This window comes from Bosea sp. 29B (assembly GCF_902506165.1).
Lineage (GTDB): Bacteria > Pseudomonadota > Alphaproteobacteria > Rhizobiales > Beijerinckiaceae > Allobosea.
This window is the reverse complement of the sequence record NZ_LR733817.1, coordinates 1,456,331-1,477,460: the sequence shown is the minus strand read 5'-3', so window position 1 is coordinate 1,477,460 and position 21,130 is coordinate 1,456,331. Positions and strand designations below refer to the sequence as shown.

Sequence of the window (21,130 nt, the reverse complement as noted above, 5' to 3'; positions counted from 1 at the left end):
GAGGACATCATGCGTAAACTGTTTGCAGGCCTGGCGGCGATGGCGATCGCTGCGTTCGGTGCTGTCGAGGCCAAGGCCGACAAGCTCCAGGACATCCTGTCCAAGGGCGTGGTGCGCATCGGCGTGCCGCTCGACGCGCCGCCCTTCGGCTCGCAGGATGCCAACCGCAAGGCGGTCGGCTTCGATATCGAGCTCGCCGAGATGGTCGCCAAGGGCCTCGGCGTGAAGCTGGAGATGCAGCAGATCACCGGCGCCAACCGCATTCCGTTCCTGCTCACCGACAAGGTCGACATCGTCATCTCGGTGATGGGCCTGTCGCCGGAGCGCGCCCGGCAGATCATGTTCACTGCGCCCTATGCCAACACCTTCCTGGCGGTCTACGGGGCGAAGTCAGCCACCGTCAGCAGCCCGGAGACGCTGGGCTCGAACCGCGTTGCCGCCGCCAAGGGCACGACGCAGGAACTTGCCATCACGGAATCGGCGCCGAAGGCAAATGTGATGCGCACCGAGGACGACGCGACCGCGGCCGCCGCCTACATCACCGGCCAGACCGATCTGCTCGCGACCAACTCGATCGTCGCCCAGGCGCTCGCCAAGCAGAACCCGAACAAGGAATTCGAGCGCAAATTCGTCATCCGCCGCAGCCCGGCGCATATGGGCGTGCAGATGGACCAGCATAATCTGGTGCGCTGGCTCGACAGCTTCATCTTCTACGCCTCGATGAATGGCGAACTCGACCGGCTGCACAAGAAGTATCTGGACATGCCGATGGATCCGCTGCCGACGCTGTGAGCGGTCCATTGCCGTCATTCTCGGGCGAAGCGTAGCGCAGACCCGAGAATCTCGTGACCTGATGGCTCTGACCGGAGCCTCATTCTGCCTGAGATGCTCGGGTCAAGCCCGAGCATGACGGTCCTTCTCGACCCTCCCCATTCTCGGGGAGGGCTTCCCAGGCCACGTCCGATCGAGCCCCGCCATGACCAGCTCCCGCCAGAAGCCGACGCCGCGCCCGTCCTCCGCCTTCCTCACGGTCGATCCGGAGAAGGACGGCAAGCAGGTCGGCTTCCTGATGATCCCGCATTCGCCTGACGACGACGCCTGGGGCGCGACGCGGATCCCGGTCGCGATCATCAAAAACGGCTCGGGGCGGACCGCCATCCTCGAAGGCGGCAACCATGGCGACGAATATGAGGGGCCGATCACGATCTGCGACCTGATCCGCGATCTCGATCCCGGCCGCGTGCAGGGGCGGCTCATCCTGATGCCGGCGAACAATGTCCACGCCGTCATCGCCGGTCAGCGGACATCGACGGTCGACGGTCTGAATTTCAACCGGACCTTCCCGGGCGATCCGCGCGGCACCATCACCCAGCAGATCTCGGCTTTCGTCAGCGACCACATCCTGTCGCTCGGCGACGCCTTCCTCGACCTGCACTCTGGCGGCTCCTCGCTCGACATCATTCCGAGCGCGATCGTCGAGCCAACCGACGATCCCGAACTGCACAAGCGCAATGTCGCGGCCGTCCAGGCTTTCGATGCACCGATGACGGTGGTGATCTCCAATCTCGGCGAGCCGCGTACCGCAACGGCGACCGCATGCCGGCAGGGGCTCGTCACTGTCGGCACCGAGATGGCGGGCGCTGGTGCGGTCTCGCTGGAAGCACTGTCGATCTGTCGCCGCGGCGTCGCCAACGTGCTCGACCATCTCGGCATCGTCGCCCGCGACAAGCCCGAGCCGCGCCGCGGCGGTGGGCAGGTGCTGGAGTTGCCGGGCACCTCGGCTTACGTCTACGCCACGGCCGACGGAATCTTCGAACCCTTCCACGCCAATGGCGAGAAGGTCAGCGCTGGCCAGCCGGCGGGCAGGATCCATTGCACCTGGGACCCGACCCGTCCGCCGGAGACGCTGCACTACGCCGCCGATGGGATCCTCTATGGCCGGCGCCAGCCTGGCCGGGTCAGGCCGGGCAATTGCTGCCTGATCGTCGCGGCGCCCTATCGCGGGGTGCTGTCGTGATCGGCCTCGACGATATCCGCGCGGCGCGCTGGCGAATCCAGCCGCATATCCGCAAGACGCCGATCCTGCCCTATGGCCAGCTCAGCTCGCGCGAGGATTTCGGCGGCACGGTGACGCTGAAGCTCGAATTGCTGCAGGCGGCGGGCTCGTTCAAGGCGCGCGGCGCGATGAATCGCCTGCTGACGCTCTCGGCTGAGGAACTAGGGCGCGGCGTCGTCACCGCGTCGGGCGGCAATCATGGCCTTGCCATCGCCCGCTCGGCCCATGTGCTCGGCGCCAGGGCCAAGATCTTCCTGCCGTCCAATGTCGTCGCGGACAAGGTCGCCAAGCTGAAGCGCTGGGGCGCCGAGGTCGAGATCGTCGGCGCGATCTGGGATGACGCCAATGCCGCGGCGCTCGCCTATGCCAGGGAAACCGGAGCGACCTATGCCCATCCGTTCAGCGATCCCGTCGTGGTCGCCGGCCAGGGCACGCTCGGCCTCGACATTCTCGACGAGATCCCCGAGGTCGACGTCATCCTCGTCGCGATCGGCGGCGGCGGGCTGATCACCGGGCTCTCCACCGCGGTGAAGGCACTGCGGCCGCAGACGCGCATCATCGGCATCGAGCCCTATGGCTCGCCGACGCTGCATGCCTGCCTCGAAGCCGGCAAGCTCGTCACGCTCGACAAGCTCGAGACGCGGGTCGCGACGATGTCATGCCGGCGCACCGACCAGGCGATCTATGAGGCCGTCGCGAAACATGTCGACGAGATCGTGCTGGTCAGCGACGCCGAGATGGAGCAGGCGGCGCAGTCGCTCTGGTTCGAATTTGGTATCGCGGCGGACCTGTCCGGCGCGGCTGCGGTCGCGGCCTTGCAGGCGAAGCGCTTCGTACCGGCGCCGGGCAGCAAGGTCTGCGCGCTGGTCTGCGGTGCCGGGACGGACGGGACCTGACCTCCGCCGTCATGCTCGGCCTTGAGCCGAGCATCTCAGGCCGGATGAAGCTCCGCTCTGCGCCTTCTCGTCATGAGATTCTCGGGTCTGCGCTTCGCTCCGCCCGAGAATGACGCTTGAGGGCTACCGCGCGACGCTCAGCCCCTGCACGCCGTGCTTGGCGATCAGCGCGGCGACGAAGCCCGATTCTTTCGCCGCTGCGACGAATTTTGCCAGGTAATCCGTCGCCTCGGCCTTGGCCTTGGGCACGCCGATCGCCTGCTGCACGGTCATGAAATATCCGTCGAGGATGCGCGTGCCGGGAATCGCCACGACATCCTTCAACAGGCGCGGGCGCAGGCCTGTGAGCGCATCCAGCTCCTTGGAAACGAAGTCGGCAGCGGAATCGTCGAGCGTGCCGGAGCGGACGAGCTCGGCCTTGCGAATATTGCGATCGAGCCAGAGGCCGTAGGCGGCGCGGCCGCTGACGGCGATGCGGACGCCCTGCGCATCGACATCGGCGATCTCGCGCAGCGGCGAACTTTCGCGAACCAAATAGGTTGCCTCGATCTCGGCATAGGCTGGCGTGAAGCTGATCGCCTCGGCGCGCTGCGGCTCGGCGCCGATCAAGCCGACATCCCATTCGTCGCAAGGCGCGGCATCGGCGAGCAGGCCAGGATTCTCGTAAGGGACATAGCGCAGGCCGGTGCCGAGATGGTCGGCCAGCGCGCGGGCCATGTCGGGCGAGACTCCTTGCGGCTCACCCTGCGGGCTGCGGCTGGACACCAGCAGGAAGTTGGAGAGGTTGATGCCGGCGCGCAGCAGGTTGGCCGGCGCCAGATGCTCGCGCACGGTCGGCGAGAGCTGGCCGATATCGGGGCGGAATTCCATGGCGTCGTCCTCCCTGTCGTCGGGGCCGCTTATGCCGTGCCGCCGGTGGGGAGGACAAGCCGGTTCAACATCAGAGCTCCAGCCAGCGCGCGCCCTTCGCCGAGGAGCGCACCGCAGCCTCGATGAAGCGGACGCCGCGCACGCCATCGGTGACGGTCGGCACCAGCGTTGCGAACGGGGCAGGCTCACGCCCTTCGATCCGGGCTGTGATCTGCTCGGCGATATCAGTGTAGAGCTGGGCGAAGCCTTCGAGATAGCCCTCGGGATGGCCGGCCGGCACGCGCGAAGCGGCGTTGGCGACGGGATAGGCGCCGGCACCATTGCGCCGGATCAGGCGCGGCGGCTCGCCGAGCGGCGAATGGATCAGCAGGTTCGGATTCTCCTGCTGCCATTCGAGCCCGCCCGTTTCGCCATAGAGGCGGATGCGCAGGCCGTTCTCTTGTCCGGCCGCGACCTGGCTGCACCAGAGCATGCCGCGCGCGCCGCCCTTGAAGCGCAGCAGCATATGAGCGTTGTCGTCGAGCCGGCGGCCCTCGACAAAGACATGGGCCTCAGCCGCGAGCGCCTCGACCTCCTCGCCGGCGATGAACTCGGCGAGGTTGAAGGCATGGCTGCCGATATCGCCGATCGAACCGGCCGGGCCGGACCGCGCCGGGTCAGTGCGCCACTCGGCCTGCTTCTGGCCGCTCTCCTCGAGCTTCGTGGCGAGCCAATCCTGCGCATATTCGACCTGGACGACGCGGAGCTTGCCGAGCGCGCCTTCGGCGACCATGGCGCGGGCCTGCCGGACCAGCGGATAGCCGGTGTAGTTGTGGGTGACCGCGAAGATCAGTCCGCTGTCCTTCGCCAGCTTGGCTAGGCTTTCAGCCTCGCGCAGGGTTGTCGTCAGCGGCTTGTCGCAGATCACATGGATGCCGGCCTTGAGGAAGGCTTTCGCCGCCGGGGCATGGGCATGGTTCGGCGTGACGATCGCGACCGCGTCGATGCCGTCCTTGCGGCGCCTCTCGCGCTTCGCCATCTCGTTGGCATCGGCATAGAGGCGGGCGGGATCGAGCAGCAGATCCTCGCCGGAGAGGCGTCCGCGCTCAGGATCTGACGACAGCGCGCCGGCGACGAGCTGCCAGCGGTCGTCGAGCCGGGCGGCGATGCGATGCACCGCACCGATGAAGGCGCCGCGCCCGCCGCCGACCATGCCGAGACGGAGGCGGCGGTTGAGCTTCGGAGCCAGGGTGCTCTCGATCGACATGCTTGCCTCCTTACAATCTACGGTCTTTCCCATCCTGGTCGTCCCGGGCGACCGAAGGGAGACCCGGGACCCATTCCGGAATCTTTCCGATAGAGGCTCAGGAATGGATCCCGGATCGGCGCCGCTTCGCGGCTTGTCCGGGATGACCGGATCAGGTGGTAACTTAGTTGGTAAGGCCGAGCATGCGCCGGTTGGCGGCTTCGTCGGTGCCGCCGGCGGCGAAATCGTCGAAGGCCTTCTCGGTGACGCGGATGATATGGGCGGCGATGAACTCCGCCCCTTCGCGCGCGCCGTCCTCGGGATGCTTGAGGGCGCATTCCCATTCGAGCACGGCCCAGGACTTGTAATCGTACTGCGCCAGTTTCGAGAAGATGCCGCCGAAATCGACCTGGCCATCGCCGAGCGAGCGGAAGCGACCGGCCCGGTCGATCCAGGGTTCGTAGCCGCCATAGATGCCGACGCGGCCGTTCGGATTGAACTCGGCATCCTTCACATGGAAGGCCTTGATGCGCTCATGGTAGAGGTCGATGAAGGCGAGATAGTCGAGCTGCTGCAGCAGGAAATGGCTGGGGTCGTAGTTGATGCAGGCGCGGGCATGGCCGCCGACTGCGTCGACGAAGCGCTCGAAGGTCGCCCCGTCATGGACGTCCTCGCCGGGATGAATCTCGTAACAGAGGTCGACGCCGGCCTCGTCGTAAGTGTCGAGGATCGGGCGCCAGCGCTTGCCGAGTTCTTCGAAGGCGGTCTCGACCAGCCCGGCCGGGCGCTGCGGCCAAGGATAGACGAAGGGCCAGGCGAGCGCGCCGGTGAAGCTGACATTGGCCGTGAGATCGAGCCGGCGCGAGGCTTTCGCCCCGAGCTTCATCTGCTCGACCGCCCATTCCTGCCGCGCCCTGGGATTGCCGCGCACCGCAGGAACCGCAAAGCCGTCGAAGGCCTCGTCGAAAGCCGGATGGACGGCGACGAGCTGGCCCTGGAGATGAGTCGAGAGCTCGGTGATTGACAGGCCGTACTGGGCGAGCGTGCCCTTGATCTCGTCGCAATAGGCGTCGGATTCGGCGGCCCTGGCGAGGTCGAACAAGCGGGCGTCCCAGCTCGGAATCTGCACGCCCCTGTAGCCGAGCGAGGCGGCCCAGCGGCCGATCGCGTCGAGCGAGTTGAACGGCGCTTCGTCGCCGGCGAACTGGGCGAGAAAGAGCCCCGGACCCTTCATGGTCTTCATCGCGACCCTCCCGATAGCGCGGCTCCTTGCCGGAGCTCACAATCGATCGCCGAACTGGTGATGTAATCGATTGCAGGAATGTAGCGGGGCGGGGCTTTCTGTCAAACCGGCTCCGATTGGTGCAGATCTGATCCGGCTATACGGCAAGGCATTGTGAGAAAACACCGCCGCACTTCTGCACGGCGGTGTCGATGGTTCGGACGAAGCTCAGCGCTCGATCATCTTGTTCCAGCGGCTGTTCCATTCCGGCCGCTTGGCGTTGATCTGATCCCAGTCGAGGGTGACGGCGGTCTTCATATTGGCGTGGAAGGCCTCGAGCTTCTTCTCGGCCTCGGGTGTCGTAGCCTTGGCCTTGGTGTTCGATGGCACGATGTTGCCGGCGGCGAGCGCCTTGGACTGGGCCTCGGGCGAGAGCAGATAGGCGGCGAGCTTCTGCGCCAGATCCGGCTCGGAATTGTTGGCGATGACGCATTGGGCGACCATCAGCACGACCGAGCCTTCCTTGGGCTGGGCGTATTCGACGCCGATGCCCTTTTCTTTCAGCGTCGCGATGCCGGTCGGCGTCAGCGGGAAGATCGCGGCTTCGCCGGTCTGCGCCATCTCGGCGATCTTGGCTGAGCTCGGGATGAATTCGAGCACATTCTTGCCGATCGTGTCGCGGAACTTGCTGAAACCCGGCTCGACATTGGCCTCGGTGCCGCCCTGGATGCGGTTGAACATCAGGAAGGCGTGCAGGCCGAAGGAGGAGGCCGAGGCCGACTGAAACACGACCTTGCCCTTGTACTTGGGATCGGCGAGGTCCATCCACGAGGTCGGTGTCGGCCAGCCCTTCTCGTCGAACAGCTTCTTGTTGTAGCCGAGGCCGGTCATGCCGAGGTCGATGCCGACGGCCATGTCATCCTTCATGCGCGAGCCGGGCGTGAGATCGGCGAGCTCGGGGCCCGGCTTCAGCTTCTCGCAGAGACCGGCGCCGATGGCGCGGACCATGACGCCGTCGTCCAGGAACATCACGTGCATTTGCGGCTTGTCCTTGGCCGCGGTCGCCTTAGCCAGAATGTCCGAGGAGGTGCCGGGCACGACCACGACTTTGACGTCGTTGGCCTTCTCGAAATCCGGGAAGACGGACTGGGTGAAGGCGCGCTCGAAATTGCCGCCGTTCATGCCGACATAGAGCGTCTTCGACTGGGCGAAGGCGCTGCCGGCGGCGGCGAGCGCCATGGTGGCGACGCCGGCTGTCAGGATGCTGCGATAGCTGGTCATGGTCTCAACTCCCCTGCGTTGTGCGGCTCTTGGTTTTGCCCCGCACCCGAGCCAGCGTCGGTGCGGGCGGAATCCTGCTTGAAGCGGCCGATGGAAAAGGCTGCGATCGGCGTCTGCGTATCACCGTCGCGGACGAGCTCGGCGACGACCTCGCCGACGCCGGGCGCGATCTGGAAGCCGGCGCCGGTGAAGCCGAAGGCATGGATCAGGCCGGGCGTCGTCTGGCTCAAGCCGATCACCGGGTTCCTGTCCGGCATCGCCCCTTCCGTGCCGCTCCAGAAGCGGATCGCCTGGGCGTGGCGCAGGCCGGGGAATAGCGCAGCGGCGTTGTTCATGATCGCGATCGCGCCGTCGCCGCGCGGCCGCGAGAAATCGGGATCGACCAGCGGCAGAGCGCGCTCGCCGCCGACCACGACATTGCCGCGCTCGACCTGGCGGGCATAGATGCCGCCGCCCTCCATGCCGATATTGACCGACATCACCGGCTCCATCGGCTCTGTAACGACCATGGAGGGGTAGATGCGCGAGAGCGGCACCGGCTCGCCGAAGCTCTCGGCAAAGGGGCCGGCCCAGGCGCCGGCGCTGTTGATGACGAAGCGGGCGCGCAGCGAAAGGTTGTTCGCGGCCTCAAGCGCGAAACCTTCGCCGTCGCGGGCCACGCCCTCGACCGCCGTGTTCTCCAGCACCTCGACGCCGGCCCGGCGCGCCGCAGCGGCGAAGCCGGTCGCGACCAGGCGTGGATTGGCGTGGCCGTCGCCCGCACAGAAGGAGGCGCCGACGACGCCGTCGCCGATCCAGCCGAAGCGCTCGCGCAAGCCGTTATGGCCGATCAGCTCGAGGTCGAGGCCCTGCTCGGCGACGGCTTCCGCATAGGCTTCGAGCGAGGCCATGTCGGCCTCGTTGCGGGCGAGCTTGAGATGGCCGGAGCGCAGGAACTCACCGTCGATGCCGATCAGCGCCTTGAGCCGCGGCCAGACCGCATGCGCGCGCTGTGAGAGCTGCAATTGCTCGACCGGCCGGCCCTGGCGGCGCACGCCGCCATAGTTAACGCCCGAGGCCTGCGCGCCGCAAAAGCCCTTGTCGAGCAGAGCTACCGAGAAACCCATATCGCGTAGCGCGAGCGCGGCCGAGGAGCCTACGAGCCCGCCGCCGATGATCGCGATGTCGACTGTGAGACGCCGGCTCATTCCGCCGCCTCCTGCTGCGCCGCGAGTGCCAGCGTCAGCGGTACCGGCTTGACCGGGGCCTGGCCGCGCAGGCGGCCGACGGCCTCGATGCCGCGGCTCGTCTGATGTGCCAGCACTTCGGCGGCGGCGCCGCCGCAGATGCGGCCCTGGCAGCGGCCCATGCCGATACGGCTTACCGCCTTTAGCCGGTTGAGCTCATGCACGCCGAATTGGCTGACCGCCGCGCGGACCTCGCCGGCCGTGATCTCCTCGCAGCGGCAGAGGGTAGTGGTGTCGGCGATGTCCTTCACCCAATGCGCCGGGAAGGGGAAGGCGGCTTCGAGCACCTCGCGGAAGCGGCCGATGCGGGCGAGCTCCGTCTCCAGAGTTGCGGCGCGGGCGGCGTCATGTGGCAGGCCGTGATCCTGCAGCAGAGCGAGCGCGGCGCGTTCGCCGGCACGCTCGGCCGCGTCCGCTCCGGCGATGCCGGCGCCGTCGCCGGCGAGATAGATGCCCGGCACGCTGGTGCGGCCGGCTGCATCGCGCTCGGGCAGGGCGGCGCGGTCGCGCTGATTGAAGGAAAAGCGGCAGCCAGCGAGATCGGCGAGTTGCGTTTCGGAGCGCAAGGCGAGGCCGTAGCCGATGCCGTCGCAGGCGAGGCGATGCTCCATCCCGTCCTGGCGCCAGGCGATCGCCTCGACCGTGTTCTTGCCCTCGATGCGGACATTAGCGACGCCGTAGTGCAAGGCGATACCGCCCAGCTTCAGCTCGGCGGTCATGCGCATGCCGCGCAGCACGATTCCCGGGAACAGCGGCAGGCCGCGCAGCAGGTTGAACTTGGCGGCGAAGGGCGCGGTGTCGAGCACGGCCGCGACCTTGGCGCCGGCCTTCATGTACTGCCAGGCGACGAGATAGAGCAGCGGACCGGAGCCGAGGAAGACGATTTCGTTGCCGATGGCGCAGCCCTGGCTTTTCAGCGCGATCTGGGCGCCGCCCAGGGTGAAGACGCCGGGCAGGGTCCAGCCGGGGATCGGCAGGATGCGGTCGGTCGCGCCGGTGGCGAGGACGAGCCCGTCATAGGCGACCTGCCGGCTGGTGCCCGCGACCATGATGTCGGCCCGGCCGTCGCGCAGGTTCCAGAGCAGCGCCTGCGGCCAGTAGTCGAGCTTGCCGTCGAGCGCGGCGAAGTCGCGGTGCAGCGCTTCCGCCTTGGATGCTTCCGAGCCGTAAAGGTCGCGGCTGGAGCGCCCGTCCGGGACGAGGCGCTGGCGGTAGATCTGGCCGCCGCAGGCAGGCGCCTCGTCGACGACGAGCGGGCGCAGGCCAGCCGCGACCAGCGCTTCAGCGGCGCGAATGCCGGCCGGGCCGGCGCCGACGATCAGGGGCTGCGGGCGCTCGCTGGTCGACTGTCCGGTCATGCCGCCCTCGCGCGACGCGTGACGATGCGCATGCCGGCGGTCAGCGCCGTCGAGCAGGCGCGCAGGCGTTCGCCGCTTTCGAGCACGACCCAGCAATCCTGGCAGGCGCCCATCTGGCAGAAGCCGGCGCGCGGCGAGGCCGTGAACTCGGAAAGGCGCAGGCGCTCGGTCTGGGTGAGGATCGCGGTCAGCACGGTGTCGCCGGCGCGGCCCTCGCAAGCGACGCCGTCGAGGGTGAAGGGGATGGCCGGGTGGTCGGTACGGACGATGCGATGCAGGAGCGGCATGTCACTTCTGCCCGACCAGGATCTTGTCGAGGCCGAAGGCGCGGTCGAGCACCAGCATGGCGGCGGCGGTGAGTGCGATCATCAGCGCCGAGACCGCGGCCATCATGGGATCGATGGATTCAGTCGCGTACATGTACATCCGCACCGGCAGGGTCACCGTCTGCGGTGAGGTCACGAAGATCGACATGGTCAGCTCGTCGAAGCTGTTGATGAAGGCGAGCAGCCAGCCGCCGGTGATGCCGGGCAGGATCATCGGCGCGGTGACGCGGCGGAACACCGTCCAATGCGAGGCGCCGAGCGTCATCGCCGCCTGCTCGGCCGAGCGGTCGAGCCCGGTGAAGGCCGCCATCACCAGCCTCAGCACATAGGGGGTGATCACCACGACATGGCACACGACGAGCCAGGCGAAGCTGCCGGTTGCGCCGATCAGCGCGAAGAGCCGCAGGAAAGCGACGCCGAGCACGAGATGCGGGATGATCAGCGGCGAGAGGAAGAGCGCGTTCAGTGCGTTGCGGCCGGGAAACTCGTAGCGGTCGATGGCGAGCGCCGCCGGCACCGAGATCGCGACCGAGAGCGTCGCGGCGAGGCTCGCCAGCCAGAGGCTGTTGACGAAGGAGGCGACGAAATCGGGATGCTCGAAGATCGCCTTGAACCAGCGCAGCGAGAAGCTGGTGGTCGGGATCGAGAGCGTGTTCTCCGGCGTGAAGGCGACGAGGCAGATCACGACGAGTGGCGCCAGCACGAAGCTGACGATCAGCGTATGGAAGAGGAGCGCGACGGGGCCATTCTTCTGCATCGGGCTCACCCCAAAGCCTTGCGGGCGCGCGTCTCGATGACGCGGTTATAGGCCAGCATGATCACGAGGTTGGCGGCGAGGACGATGATCGCGATCGTCGCGCCGAGCGGCCAATTCAGCTCGTGCATGTATTCGTCGTAGACCAAAGTCGCTGCCATCTTGAGCCGGCGCCCGCCGAGCAGGCCGGGAATGGCGAAGGCCGAGGCCGAAAGGCCGAAGACGATCAGGCTGCCCGAAAGCATGCCGAGCGAGACCTGCGGCAGCACGACCCGGCGCAAGGCGGTGAAATGCGAGGCGCCAAGGCTCCAGGCGGCGGCCTCGACCATTGGATCGAGCTTCTGCAGCGCGGTCCAGACCGGGATCACCATGAAGGGCAGCATGACGTGGACGAGCGCGATGACGATCGCGGCCTCGGTGTAGAGCAGGCGCACATTCTCGAAGCCGAGCCCCTGCAGCGCCTGGTTCACCAGACCGGTCGAGCCGAGCAGCATGCTCCAGCCGAAGGCGCGGACGACGACCGAGACCAGAAGCGGCCCGATGATCACCAGGAGGAAGACCGAGCGCCAGGGATCGCGCATCCGCGACAGGATATAGGCCTCGGGCGCGCCGATGACGGCGCAGATCAATGTGGTCAGCGCGGCGAGTCGCAGCGTGCGCCAGAAGATGCCGAGATAGTAGTCGTCCGAGAACACCGCCGCGTAATGGGCCAGCGTGAATTCGTTCTTGATGCCGGTCGTGTGGTCGTAGACGTGGAAGGACAGGATCACCGTCAGCACCAGCGGCAGTACGATGAGCCCGATGAAGATCAGCGCGCCCGGCCCGGCGAGCCAGAACGGTGTCGCCGCGGAGCGCCCGACGCTCATGCCGCCGCTCCCTGCTTGAGCGGCTCGATGCGCAGGCTCGCCAGGGCCCAGTCGAGCGCGACTCTGGCGCCCTCGCGGGCCGGCTCCTCGCCGTCGTTCGGTGCCGAGACCAGGATGGCGCCCGCCGCGGTCTCGACCGTGAACAGCCAGGAGCCGCCGAGGAAGAAGCGATTAGCGATGGTACCGTCGAGCCGGCCTTGCCCTGCCGGCTTCAGCGCGATCTTCTCCGGCCGGATCGAGAACGCGATCGCCTGTCCTTCTTGAAGGCCGCTGGCTTGCGCCGGCAGGGCAAGACCGGCGACCTCCACGGTGGCCTTGCGCCAGACGCCCTCCAGCCGGTTCATCTTGCCGACGAAGGTGGAAATGAACGGCGTCGCCGGGTTCTCGTAGAGCTTGTAGGGCGCATCGACCTGCGTCATCCGGCCCTGCTCCATCACCACGACGCGGTCGCTGATCGAGAGCGCTTCGGCCTGGTCGTGCGTCACCATGATCGTGGTGGTGCCGACGCGCTGCTGGATGCGGCGCAGTTCGAACTGCATCTCCTCGCGCAGTTTGGCGTCGAGATTGGACAGCGGCTCGTCGAGCAGCAGCACCGGCGGCTGGATGACGAGGGCGCGGGCGATGGCGACGCGCTGGCGCTGGCCGCCGGAGAGCTGGCGCGGATAGCGCTCGGAAAAGCCGCCGAGATGGACGAGGCCGAGCATCGTCGCGACGCGCTCGTCGCGCTCTGCCTTGGCGACTTTGCGCATCTCCAGGCCGAAGGCGACGTTCTGCGCCACCGTCATGTGCGGAAACAGCGCGTAGCTCTGGAAGACGATGCCGAGGCCGCGCTTGTTGGGCGTCTCGCGGGTGATGTCGCGGCCATCAAGCGTGATCGTGCCGGTGGTCGGCTCGACCAGGCCGGCGATCATCTGCAGCGTCGTGGTCTTGCCGCAGCCTGAGGGGCCGAGCAGCGAGACGAACTCGCCCTTGGCAATGCTGAGGTCGATGTCGCGAGCCGCGGCGAAATCGCCGTAGATCTTGCTCAGCTTCTCTAGCGTCAGGAAGCCCATGACCTCTCCCGCTTGGCTCGCCCCGCCCACTCATCGGGGTCTTTTGCCCTCGTGCGTCCAGAAGCCGGAGTGGTGGAATTTCGTCAACGAATAATTCCATATGTGAGAATTTTTATCTTATAAATTCCTATATATGAAATTTATTGCGACGCTACCCGGAAGGGATTAGCGTGAGCGGATGACCGATTCTGTCGAGCCTCTCTCCAGCCTACGCCGCGCGCTCGGCCTGCTGCGTCTGGTCGGGGCGGCCGACGCCGGCGGCATCCGCCTGAAGGACCTCGCCGAACAGGCCGGCTGCAGCCAGCCGACGGCGCATCGCGCCTTGCAGGACCTCGCCGCCGAGGGCTTCGTCGAGCAGGTCGGCAAGCGCTACCGGCTGGCGCTCGACTTCTTCGTGCTGGCGGCGCGCGCCGGCCATGCCGACGGTCTGCGCGACCTTGCCAAGCCGGTGCTGCTGCGCCTCTCGGCGACGCTGACCGATACGATCTTCCTGCTGGTGCGCAACGGCTATGAAGCCGTCTGCCTCGACCGGATCGAGGGGCCGTTCCCGATCCGCTCCTTCACCGGCGACATCGGCGGCAAGGTGCCGCTCGGGCTGGGGCAGGGAAGTCTCGCGATCCTCGCCCATCTGCCCGAGGCCGAGCGCGAGGCGGTGATCCGCTTCAATGTACCGCGCCTGCTCGATCGCGGCTTTCTCGACGAGGCGGCGCTGCGGGTCGAGCTGGAGAAGGCTCGCGCGCAAGGCTGGGTCAATCTCAACACCGGGCTGATCCCGGGCATGGCGGGCCTGGGCGTGCCGGTCTTCGATGCGCAGGGACGCGCCGTCGCTGCGCTCAGCGTCGGCACGCTGGCGGATCGTCTTCGGCCCGAGCGCTTGCCCGGTGTCGTTGCCATCCTCAAGGCCGAAGCCGCGACGCTGGGCGCGATGCTCAATCCGTTCGACACGGCCCTGCGCCATCCCTCGCGCAGCCTGAGTGCGGTGGCATGATCCTGGTCTGCGGCGAGGCGCTGGTCGATCTTTTCCTCGATCCGCCCGAGGGCGCTGAGATGGCCGGGCGCGCCGTGGCCGGCGGTTCGCCTTTCAATGTCGCGATCGGCCTGGCGCGGCTCGGCCTGCCAGTGGGCTATCTCGGCGCGATCTCGCGCGACGGTATCGGCGCGATGCTGACGGAGCGGCTGCGGCAGGAAGGCGTCGATCCCCGTTTCATCGTCCGCAGCGACCGGCTCTCGACGATATCGGCCGTCGCGACGGGAGCGGACGGGCAGCCGAGCTACGGTTTTCATGGCGAGGGCGCGGCCGATCGCTTCCTGATGCCGGCCGACCTGCCGGCCGCGCTGCCGCCGCAGGTGCGTGGGCTCAGCTTCGGCTCCTACAGCATGGCGGTCGAGCCGACCGGCGCGACGCTCGCTCTTTTGGCGGAGCGCGAGCATGGCCGGCTCGTGATCAGCGTCGATCCGAACCTGCGGCCGAGCGTGGTGCCGGACATGGCGCTGTGGGCGCGTGCGGCCGAGCGCTTCTACCGCAGCGCGACCATTATCAAGGCGAGCGAGGAGGATGTCCGCATCGCCTGGGGTGGGACGCTGTCTCTGCAGGAAGCGGCGGCCTATTGGCTCGGGCTCGGTGCAAAGCTGGTGGTGATCACGCGTGGGGCGGAAGGAGCACTTGGCTTCTGCGCGGATGGCGAGGTCGAACTGCAGGCCAAGATGGTCGATGTTCGTGACACGGTGGGCGCCGGCGACAGCTTTCATGCCGCTTTGCTGGCGCGGCTCTCGCGAACGGATCGGCTCAGCCTTGAAGGCATCGCTACGCTTGATCGGGGGGCGTTGGGTGACGCGATGAACTACGCCGCGGCCGCCGCGTCCATCACAGTCGCTCGCCGCGGAGCCGATCTGCCGAAAGCGGTAGAGATAGAAGCGGAACTCGCCCGTTCGGGCTGACGCTCCTCCTTCTGCACGCCCGTCCTGCTCGGCTGCCGCCGTGACCTCGCCGCTATCGATATGCTACCTCGGCTTGCCGCATCGCGGCCGTTCGCAAGCATCGAGGAGAATGATCGTGCTGGAGAAGGCCTGGGCGGATCTCGCCGCGCATCGCACCCGAACCGTATCGCAGCATCTGCGCGAGCTCTTTGCTGCCGATCCGCAGCGCTTTTCCGGCTTTTCGGCCCGGCTCGACGACCTGCTGCTTGACTATTCCAAGACGGCGGTGACGCCTGAGACCATCGACCTGCTGCTGGCGCTCGCCGAGGCGGCCGATGTCGAAGCCAAGCGCGACGCGATGTTCGCCGGCGAGCCGATCAACACGACAGAAGGGCGCGCGGTGCTGCATACGGCGCTGCGCAACCAGTCCGACCGGCCGATCAAGGTCGATGGCGTCGACGTCATGCCCGAGGTGAACGCTGTTCTGGAGCGGATGTCCGCCTTCGCCGAGGGCATCCGCAGCGGCAAGATCGCGGCTGCCGATGGCGAGCGCTTCACCGACGTCGTCAATATCGGCATCGGCGGCTCCGATCTGGGACCCGTGATGGCGACGCTGGCGCTCGCGCCCTATCATGACGGGCCGCGGCTGCATTACGTCTCCAATGTCGATGGCGCCCATATCGCCGATACCCTGGCCAAGCTCGACCCGGCGAAGACGCTGGTGATCGTTGCCTCAAAAACCTTCACTACGATCGAAACCATGACCAATGCCGCGACGGCGCGGCGCTGGATTGCCGGAGCGCTCGGCGAAGATGCGGTCGCCAAGCACTTCGCCGCGGTCTCGACTGCGCTCGACAAGGTCGCGGCCTTCGGCATTCAGCCGGACCGGATCTTCGGTTTCTGGGACTGGGTCGGCGGGCGCTATTCGGTCTGGTCGGCGATCGGCCTGCCGGTGATGATCGCGATCGGCCCCGAGAATTTCCGCGCCTTCCTTGCCGGTGCGCATGCTATGGACGAGCATTTCCGCACCGCGCCGCTCGACAAGAACCTGCCGGTGCTGTTCGGCCTGATCGGGCTCTGGCATCGCGAGAGCTGCGGCTACCCGGCCCGTGCGGTCCTGCCCTATGATCAGCGTCTGGCGCGGCTGCCGGCCTATCTGCAGCAGCTCGACATGGAGTCGAACGGCAAGCGCGTGCACAAGGCCGGCGGGGCGGTGACGCGGCCGACCGGGCCGCTGGTCTGGGGCGAGCCCGGCACCAATGGCCAGCACGCCTTCTTCCAGCTGCTGCACCAGGGCACCGATATCATCCCTTGCGAGTTCATGGTCGCAGCCGAGGGGCACGAGCCGGAGCTCGCCCATCAGCATCGCCTGCTGCTCGCCAATTGCCTCGCCCAGAGCGAGGCGATGATGAAGGGCCGCACGCTGGAGGAGGCGAAGGCGCAGTTGGTGAAGCAGGGGCTGTCGCCGGAGGCGGTCGAGCAGCTCGCGCCGCACAAGGTCTTCCCCGGCAACCGGCCGAGCGTGACCATCGCCTATCGCAAGCTCGACCCGTTCACGCTCGGACGGCTCATCGCGCTCTATGAGCATCGCGTCTTCGTCGAGGCGGCAGTGTTCGACATCAACGCCTTCGACCAATGGGGCGTCGAGCTCGGCAAGGAGCTGGCCACGGCGCTGCTACCGGTGATCGAGGGCAAGGCGCCTGCCGAGGCGCATGACGCCTCGACGGCGGGGCTGGCGCGCTATCTGACCGGGCGTTAGGCGGGGTTGTCATTCTCGGGCGAAGCGAAGCGTAGAACCGAGAATCTCATGACAACATGGCAACGACCGGAGCCTCCTCCGGCATGAGATGCTCGGGTCAAACCCAAGCATGACGCCTGTCAGCTCCTGCCACCCGGCTGCTTCACGTCGCGCTGGGTGATCAGCCTGGCGCTGCGCTGGTCGCGTGCATGGATCCATAGCCAGCTCAGGGCGACGCTGAGCCGGTTGCGCACGCCGATCAGGAAGTAGATGTGCGCCAGCCCCCAGAGCCACCAGGCGAGCCAGCCCTTCAGCTTCACCCGGCCGAAATCGATGATGGCGACGCGCTTGCCGACGGTGGCGAGGCTGCCGGCATGGCTGTAGGCGAAGGGGCGCGGCGCCTTGTCGCCGGCGAGCCGGCGCTTGATCGTCGCAGCGACATGGCGGCCCTGCTGCTTGGCGGCGGGGGCGATGCCGGGCACGGGCTTGCCGTCCTGGTCCCTGACCATGGCGGTGTCGCCGATCACGAAGACCTCCGGGTGGCCGGGCACGCTGAGATCGGGCTCGACCTCGACGCGGCCGGCGCGGTCCATGGGCGCAGCGAGCCAGGCACCGGCCGGCGAGGCACGCACGCCCGCGGCCCAGATCACCGTCGCCGCGGGCAAGGGCTCCTCGCCGATCACGACGCCATCCGGCGTGCAGGCGGTGACGGGCGCGCCGGTGCGGACCTCAACGCCGATGCGCTGCAATTCGTGATGCGCATAGGCTGCGAGGTCAGCGTCGAAGCTCGGCAGGATGCGCGGCCCCGCTTCGACCAGCACGACACGCGTCACGCGCGTATCGATCCGGCGGAACTCCTTCGGCAGGGTGGCGTGCGCCAGTTCCGCAATGGTGCCGGCGAGCTCGACGCCGGTCGGGCCGGCGCCGATGACGACGAAGGTCAGCAGCGCCGCGCGACGTTCGGGATCGGCCTCCGCCTCGGCACGCTCGAAGGCAGTGAGAATGCGGCGGCGGATCGTGGTCGCGTCTTCCAGCGTCTTCAGGCCGGGTGCGTAGGGCTCCCAGTCGTCATGGCCGAAATAGGCATGGGTCGCGCCGGTGGCGATGACGAGCGTGTCGTAAGGCAGGATCTCGCCGGTCGAGAGCGCGACCTCGCGTCTGGTAGTGTCGATGCCGGCCACCTCGGCGAGCAGCGTGGTGACATCGTCGCGGCGCCGGAACAGATGCCGGATCGGCCAGGCGATCTCGGAGGTGGCGAGCGAGGCGGTGGCGACCTGGTAGAGCAGGGGCTGGAAGAGATGGTGATTACGCCGGTCGACGATGGTGATGCGGACATCCGCGCCGGCGAGACGATGCACGGTCTCCAATCCGGCGAAGCCGCCGCCGATCACCACGACATGATGCGGTCCGCTCATCGGCCATCCCTCGTTGCGACAGGACGAGAGTTTTGTAGCATGACTGAAGGGCCAGGACTGTAGCTGGCTGTTCAGAACCTGCCCGCGTCAGGGAATCCAGCGCCGCGACTGCTCGGCACGGTCGTCATAACTCGCCTCGAAGATCGGCGAGGCGAGGGTGGCGCGGACCTTGAGGATGCCGCTGCCGATATTGCGGAAGCCGTGCCGGGCACCGGCCGGGATCACGATCGACTGGTTGGCACGCAGGATCAGGCTCTCGCCGCGTAGCGTGATCTCGGCTTCGCCTTCCATCACTTCCAGCACCTCCTCGACGGCGTGGAGATGGAGGGGAGCGCCGAGGCCAGGGTCGCAGAATTGCTCGAAGATGCAGAGCTGGGCCGAGCGCACCAGCGCCGAGACCCGCATCAGCGTCATCACGCCCTCGCGCCATTGCTCGAGCGGCTGGGTCTCATGGTCGAGCAGGGTCATGCCGTTGCCTTCTGTGCGAGCCCGACCATTGGCGGCTCATGCGGGATGCGGACCTCTGACGTCGGTTCACCGCTCCAGAGCGATTCCAACTGGGCGACGACATGCCCGCCGAAGCTCTCATAGGGGATGCGGATCGAGGTCAGCCAGGGCGCGATCCAGTGGTTGAGCGCATTGCCGTCGACGCCGACCAGCGTGCAGCGCTGCGGGATCGGCACATCATTCTCGACTGCGAGCCGATAGGCGCCATAGGCGATCAGATCGCTGACGCAGAGCGCCCCCTGTGGCCAGCCGCCCTGCTGAACCAGCGCTTTGGCGGCGGCATAGCCGATCTCGATATGCGACAGGCCGGGACCGCTGGCGCGCCGGATCGCGTCTTCCGGCACGCCGCGTGCGACGAGGCGGTCGATGAAGCCGGCGGCGCGCTCCTGCGTGCTCGACACGTTCTGAGCCGCCATCAGCACGGCCGGGCGCTCGATGCCGCGCGCCAGCATAAAGTCGGCGGCATCGGCGCCGGCGGCGCGGTTGTCGATGCCGACATAGGCGCCGCCGCCGAGCGGGTTGTGTCGCGCGACGAAGACCATCGGGTCGCCGCGTTGCAGCGTTTCCTCGAGTCCGCGGCTGCGCACAGCGCTGACCATCACATAGCCGGCTACGAACTGCTCGCGCATCGCCCGCAGATAATCGTCCTGCAGCTCGGCGCGGTCATGGGTGTCGCAGAGGATCATGACGTAGCCGGCGGCCCGCAATGCCGCCTCGGTCGAGACCGCGATCGCCGCCATGGCCGGGTTGTCGAGATTGGGCGAGAGCATCGCCACGACCCGGCTGGCGCGCTGGCGCAACGCCCGGCCGACCGGGTTCGGCCGGTAGCCCAGCCTTGCGATCGATTCTTCGACGCGCGCCACGGTTTCGGGGGAGGCCCGCCCGCTCTCGCCGTTGACGATGCGCGAGACGGTCGAGATCGAGACGCCGGTATCCTCCGCGACCGTGGTGAGCGATACCGAACCCTGATGTGCCCGTGCGGCCCTGGTCTTCATCTCGCTCCCATCCCCGCTGTTCGCCCAGCGAGTCAGCTTCTCAGAGATGCCGGCTCACTTCGGGATTGACAAGCTAGGCAAACGTTTGCCTAAATGATTGTCAAGGTGCTCATCGAGGCGCCGGTTCTGCGGGGATGGAACGCTCATGCACAGCAAGCATTGGATTTCGGCACTCGCCTTGACGGCCGGCCTCGTCATGGGTGGGATCGCGCAAGCCCAGACCACGGTGCGCATCGCCTGGTATTCCGACGGCAATGAGGGCGAGGTCATCACCGACCTGCTCAAGCGCTTCGAGGCTCAGAACAAGGACATCAAGGTCGTGCTCGACCAGGTGCCCTACAAGGCCATCACCGAGAACCTTCCCGTCCAGCTCGCCTCCGGCCAGGGCCCCGACATCGCCCGCGTCGTCGACCTCGGCGGCATCGCCCGCTATGCGCTCGACCTGCGGCCGCATCTCAAGGACGCGGCCTACTGGGAGAAGAATTTCGGGCCGTTCCTGCCCTGGATGCGCCCCGAGGGTGACAGCAAGGCGATCACCGGCTTCATGACGCAGCTCACCGTCACCGGCCCCTTCGTCAACAAGACGCTGTTCGAGCAGGCCGGCATCGCGATGCCGGGCGCCAAGGCGACCTGGGAAGATTGGAGCAAGGCGGTCAAGGACGTCGCGGCCAAGGTCCAGGCGCCGTTCCCGCTGGCGATGGACCGCTCCGGCCACCGCTTCTTCTCGGTTGCGATTTCCGAAGGCGCCAAGGTTTTCGACGCCAAGGGCGAGCCGGCTGTCATCGACGACGGTTTCAAGCGTGGCGCCAAGCTGGTCTATGACTGGCACAACAATGGCGTGATGAAGAAGGAGCTCTGGGGCTCGGTCTCCGGCACGGCCTATCGCGGCGCCAATGACGAGTTCAAGAACGCCCAGGTCGTGATGTACCAGTCGGGCTCCTGGCAGATCGCCCAGTTCGACAAGACCGTCGGCGACGCGTTCGACTGGATCGCGGTCCCCTCGCCCTGCGGCGCAGGCGGCTGCTCGGGCATGCCGGGTGGGGCCGGCCTCGTCGCGATCAAGACGACCAAGAGCCCGGAAGCCGTCGCCAAGGTGATGGACTATCTCGCCAGCGAGCCGGTGCTGAGCGAGTTCTATGCCCGCTCGCTGTTCGTGCCCGGCCATCTCGGCATCGCCGCGAAGGGCCTCGACTACAAGGGCGCCAGCGCCCCGGCCAAGGCCGCGCTCAAGGTCTTCTCCGACCAGGTCGCGCAGCTCTCGCCGGTCGCCTATCAGCTGCAGGGCTATGTCAACAATCGCGTCATCTTCAACGCGGTGATCAGCCGGCTCGGCCAGGCGATCTCGGGCGAGGGCAGCCTCGACGAGGCCTATAAGCGGATCGAATCCGACATCGCTCAGCAGATTGCCGAGCGCAAGAAGTAAGCC

Annotated in this window: 20 protein-coding genes; 7 read left to right on the top strand and 13 right to left on the bottom strand. The window is 67.3% G+C overall.

The genetic code is table 11. The features are described from left to right. The first annotated feature begins 9 nt into the window (after nt 1-9). The 3 genes from GV161_RS07210 to GV161_RS07200 all read left to right on the top strand — a co-directional run bounded on the left by GV161_RS07210 (nt 10) and on the right by GV161_RS07200 (nt 2,952). Nucleotides 10-792: a transporter substrate-binding domain-containing protein gene (locus GV161_RS07210; protein WP_152015351.1), complete on the top strand. Its 783-nt coding sequence runs from the start codon at nt 10-12 to the stop codon at nt 790-792. Between the two features lie 184 nt (nt 793-976). Continuing rightward, nucleotides 977-2,017: a succinylglutamate desuccinylase/aspartoacylase family protein gene (locus GV161_RS07205; RefSeq protein ID WP_152015352.1), complete on the top strand. Its 1,041-nt coding sequence runs from the start codon at nt 977-979 to the stop codon at nt 2,015-2,017. Further along, nucleotides 2,014-2,952, top strand: coding sequence for a pyridoxal-phosphate dependent enzyme (locus tag GV161_RS07200; RefSeq protein WP_152015353.1), 939 nt, complete (start codon nt 2,014-2,016; stop codon nt 2,950-2,952). The genes GV161_RS07205 and GV161_RS07200 overlap by 4 nt, the downstream gene beginning before the upstream one ends. Before the next feature lie 123 nt (nt 2,953-3,075). On the opposite strand, the gene GV161_RS07195 is transcribed toward GV161_RS07200, so the two are convergent. The 10 genes from GV161_RS07195 to GV161_RS07150 all read right to left on the bottom strand — a co-directional run bounded on the left by GV161_RS07195 (nt 3,076) and on the right by GV161_RS07150 (nt 13,132). Next, nucleotides 3,076-3,822 (bottom strand): transporter substrate-binding domain-containing protein, encoded by a 747-nt coding sequence (locus tag GV161_RS07195; RefSeq protein ID WP_152015354.1) that lies wholly within the window; start codon nt 3,820-3,822, stop codon nt 3,076-3,078. Between the two features lie 70 nt (nt 3,823-3,892). After that, on the bottom strand, nt 3,893-5,068 hold the full coding sequence (locus GV161_RS07190) for a Gfo/Idh/MocA family oxidoreductase (RefSeq protein WP_152015355.1): 1,176 nt from the start codon (nt 5,066-5,068) through the stop codon (nt 3,893-3,895). A gap of 163 nt (nt 5,069-5,231) precedes the next feature. After that, nucleotides 5,232-6,290, bottom strand: coding sequence for a sugar phosphate isomerase/epimerase (locus tag GV161_RS07185; protein WP_152015356.1), 1,059 nt, complete (start codon nt 6,288-6,290; stop codon nt 5,232-5,234). Nucleotides 6,291-6,497: 207 nt separating this feature from the next. Next, complete coding sequence (locus GV161_RS07180; RefSeq protein ID WP_152016218.1) at nt 6,498-7,508, bottom strand: ABC transporter substrate-binding protein; 1,011 nt, start codon at nt 7,506-7,508, stop codon at nt 6,498-6,500. A 38-nt stretch (nt 7,509-7,546) separates the two neighbouring features. After that, nucleotides 7,547-8,737 carry an FAD-dependent oxidoreductase gene (locus tag GV161_RS07175; protein WP_152015357.1) on the bottom strand — a complete coding sequence of 397 codons (1,191 nt, stop codon included), beginning with the start codon at nt 8,735-8,737 and terminating at the stop codon, nt 7,547-7,549. Continuing rightward, nucleotides 8,734-10,134 carry an NAD(P)/FAD-dependent oxidoreductase gene (locus GV161_RS07170; RefSeq protein WP_152015358.1) on the bottom strand — a complete coding sequence of 467 codons (1,401 nt, stop codon included), beginning with the start codon at nt 10,132-10,134 and terminating at the stop codon, nt 8,734-8,736. Before GV161_RS07170 ends, GV161_RS07175 begins: the two co-directional genes overlap by 4 nt. Beyond that, a complete protein-coding gene (locus GV161_RS07165) occupies nt 10,131-10,421 on the bottom strand; it encodes a (2Fe-2S)-binding protein (RefSeq protein WP_152015359.1) in 291 nt (96 codons plus the stop codon). Before GV161_RS07165 ends, GV161_RS07170 begins: the two co-directional genes overlap by 4 nt. Nucleotide 10,422: 1 nt before the next feature. Further along, the gene (locus GV161_RS07160) at nt 10,423-11,217 is read right to left on the bottom strand and encodes an ABC transporter permease (RefSeq protein WP_152015360.1); all 795 of its coding nucleotides are present in this window, start codon (nt 11,215-11,217) and stop codon (nt 10,423-10,425) included. A gap of 5 nt (nt 11,218-11,222) precedes the next feature. After that, nucleotides 11,223-12,080, bottom strand: a complete 858-nt coding sequence (locus tag GV161_RS07155) for an ABC transporter permease (RefSeq protein WP_152015361.1) — start codon at nt 12,078-12,080, stop codon at nt 11,223-11,225. Beyond that, nucleotides 12,077-13,132: an ABC transporter ATP-binding protein gene (locus GV161_RS07150; protein WP_152015362.1), complete on the bottom strand. Its 1,056-nt coding sequence runs from the start codon at nt 13,130-13,132 to the stop codon at nt 12,077-12,079. Before GV161_RS07150 ends, GV161_RS07155 begins: the two co-directional genes overlap by 4 nt. Before the next feature lie 178 nt (nt 13,133-13,310). On the opposite strand from GV161_RS07150, the gene GV161_RS07145 reads away from it, so the two are divergent. The 3 genes from GV161_RS07145 to pgi all read left to right on the top strand — a co-directional run bounded on the left by GV161_RS07145 (nt 13,311) and on the right by pgi (nt 16,808). Next, the gene (locus GV161_RS07145) at nt 13,311-14,120 is read left to right on the top strand and encodes an IclR family transcriptional regulator (protein ID WP_152015363.1); all 810 of its coding nucleotides are present in this window, start codon (nt 13,311-13,313) and stop codon (nt 14,118-14,120) included. Beyond that, nucleotides 14,117-15,070, top strand: a complete 954-nt coding sequence (locus GV161_RS07140) for a carbohydrate kinase (protein WP_152015364.1) — start codon at nt 14,117-14,119, stop codon at nt 15,068-15,070. The genes GV161_RS07145 and GV161_RS07140 overlap by 4 nt, the downstream gene beginning before the upstream one ends. A gap of 115 nt (nt 15,071-15,185) precedes the next feature. After that, a complete protein-coding gene (pgi, locus tag GV161_RS07135) occupies nt 15,186-16,808 on the top strand; it encodes a glucose-6-phosphate isomerase (protein WP_244624144.1) in 1,623 nt (540 codons plus the stop codon). 119 nt (nt 16,809-16,927) lie between these two features. Here pgi and GV161_RS07130 read toward each other — a convergent pair whose 3' ends face one another. The 3 genes from GV161_RS07130 to GV161_RS07120 form a co-directional block, all read right to left on the bottom strand. After that, nucleotides 16,928-18,202, bottom strand: coding sequence for an NAD(P)/FAD-dependent oxidoreductase (locus tag GV161_RS07130; RefSeq protein ID WP_152015366.1), 1,275 nt, complete (start codon nt 18,200-18,202; stop codon nt 16,928-16,930). A gap of 87 nt (nt 18,203-18,289) precedes the next feature. After that, nucleotides 18,290-18,670, bottom strand: coding sequence for a cupin domain-containing protein (locus GV161_RS07125; RefSeq protein ID WP_152015367.1), 381 nt, complete (start codon nt 18,668-18,670; stop codon nt 18,290-18,292). Next, nucleotides 18,667-19,704 carry a LacI family DNA-binding transcriptional regulator gene (locus GV161_RS07120; protein WP_152015368.1) on the bottom strand — a complete coding sequence of 346 codons (1,038 nt, stop codon included), beginning with the start codon at nt 19,702-19,704 and terminating at the stop codon, nt 18,667-18,669. The genes GV161_RS07125 and GV161_RS07120 overlap by 4 nt, the downstream gene beginning before the upstream one ends. A gap of 145 nt (nt 19,705-19,849) precedes the next feature. Between GV161_RS07120 and GV161_RS07115 the strand changes: the two genes are divergently transcribed. After that, entirely contained in the window at nt 19,850-21,127 is a 1,278-nt protein-coding gene (locus GV161_RS07115; RefSeq protein WP_152015369.1) for an ABC transporter substrate-binding protein, read from the top strand. Nucleotides 21,128-21,130 lie beyond the last annotated feature (3 nt).

Bases quoted from the DNA above. Each gene is read 5' to 3' on its own strand.
- GV161_RS07160 (WP_152015360.1), bottom strand. From the start codon at position 11,217: ATGCAGAAGAATGGCCCCGTCGCGCTCCTCTTCCATACGCTGATCGTC.
- GV161_RS07195 (WP_152015354.1), bottom strand. From the start codon at position 3,822: ATGGAATTCCGCCCCGATATCGGCCAGCTCTCGCCGACCGTGCGCGAG.
- GV161_RS07145 (WP_152015363.1), top strand. From the start codon at position 13,311: ATGACCGATTCTGTCGAGCCTCTCTCCAGCCTACGCCGCGCGCTCGGC.
- GV161_RS07180 (WP_152016218.1), bottom strand. From the start codon at position 7,508: ATGGCGCTCGCCGCCGCCGGCAGCGCCTTCGCCCAGTCGAAGACGCTC.
- GV161_RS07155 (WP_152015361.1), bottom strand. From the start codon at position 12,080: ATGAGCGTCGGGCGCTCCGCGGCGACACCGTTCTGGCTCGCCGGGCCG.
- GV161_RS07175 (WP_152015357.1), bottom strand. From the start codon at position 8,737: ATGAGCCGGCGTCTCACAGTCGACATCGCGATCATCGGCGGCGGGCTC.
- GV161_RS07190 (WP_152015355.1), bottom strand. From the start codon at position 5,068: ATGTCGATCGAGAGCACCCTGGCTCCGAAGCTCAACCGCCGCCTCCGT.
- GV161_RS07115 (WP_152015369.1), top strand. From the start codon at position 19,850: ATGCACAGCAAGCATTGGATTTCGGCACTCGCCTTGACGGCCGGCCTC.
- GV161_RS07165 (WP_152015359.1), bottom strand. From the start codon at position 10,421: ATGCCGCTCCTGCATCGCATCGTCCGTACCGACCACCCGGCCATCCCC.
- GV161_RS07130 (WP_152015366.1), bottom strand. From the start codon at position 18,202: ATGAGCGGACCGCATCATGTCGTGGTGATCGGCGGCGGCTTCGCCGGA.
- GV161_RS07170 (WP_152015358.1), bottom strand. From the start codon at position 10,134: ATGACCGGACAGTCGACCAGCGAGCGCCCGCAGCCCCTGATCGTCGGC.
- GV161_RS07125 (WP_152015367.1), bottom strand. From the start codon at position 18,670: ATGACCCTGCTCGACCATGAGACCCAGCCGCTCGAGCAATGGCGCGAG.
- GV161_RS07140 (WP_152015364.1), top strand. From the start codon at position 14,117: ATGATCCTGGTCTGCGGCGAGGCGCTGGTCGATCTTTTCCTCGATCCG.
- GV161_RS07185 (WP_152015356.1), bottom strand. From the start codon at position 6,290: ATGAAGACCATGAAGGGTCCGGGGCTCTTTCTCGCCCAGTTCGCCGGC.
- GV161_RS07120 (WP_152015368.1), bottom strand. From the start codon at position 19,704: ATGAAGACCAGGGCCGCACGGGCACATCAGGGTTCGGTATCGCTCACC.
- GV161_RS07210 (WP_152015351.1), top strand. From the start codon at position 10: ATGCGTAAACTGTTTGCAGGCCTGGCGGCGATGGCGATCGCTGCGTTC.
- GV161_RS07150 (WP_152015362.1), bottom strand. From the start codon at position 13,132: ATGGGCTTCCTGACGCTAGAGAAGCTGAGCAAGATCTACGGCGATTTC.
- GV161_RS07205 (WP_152015352.1), top strand. From the start codon at position 977: ATGACCAGCTCCCGCCAGAAGCCGACGCCGCGCCCGTCCTCCGCCTTC.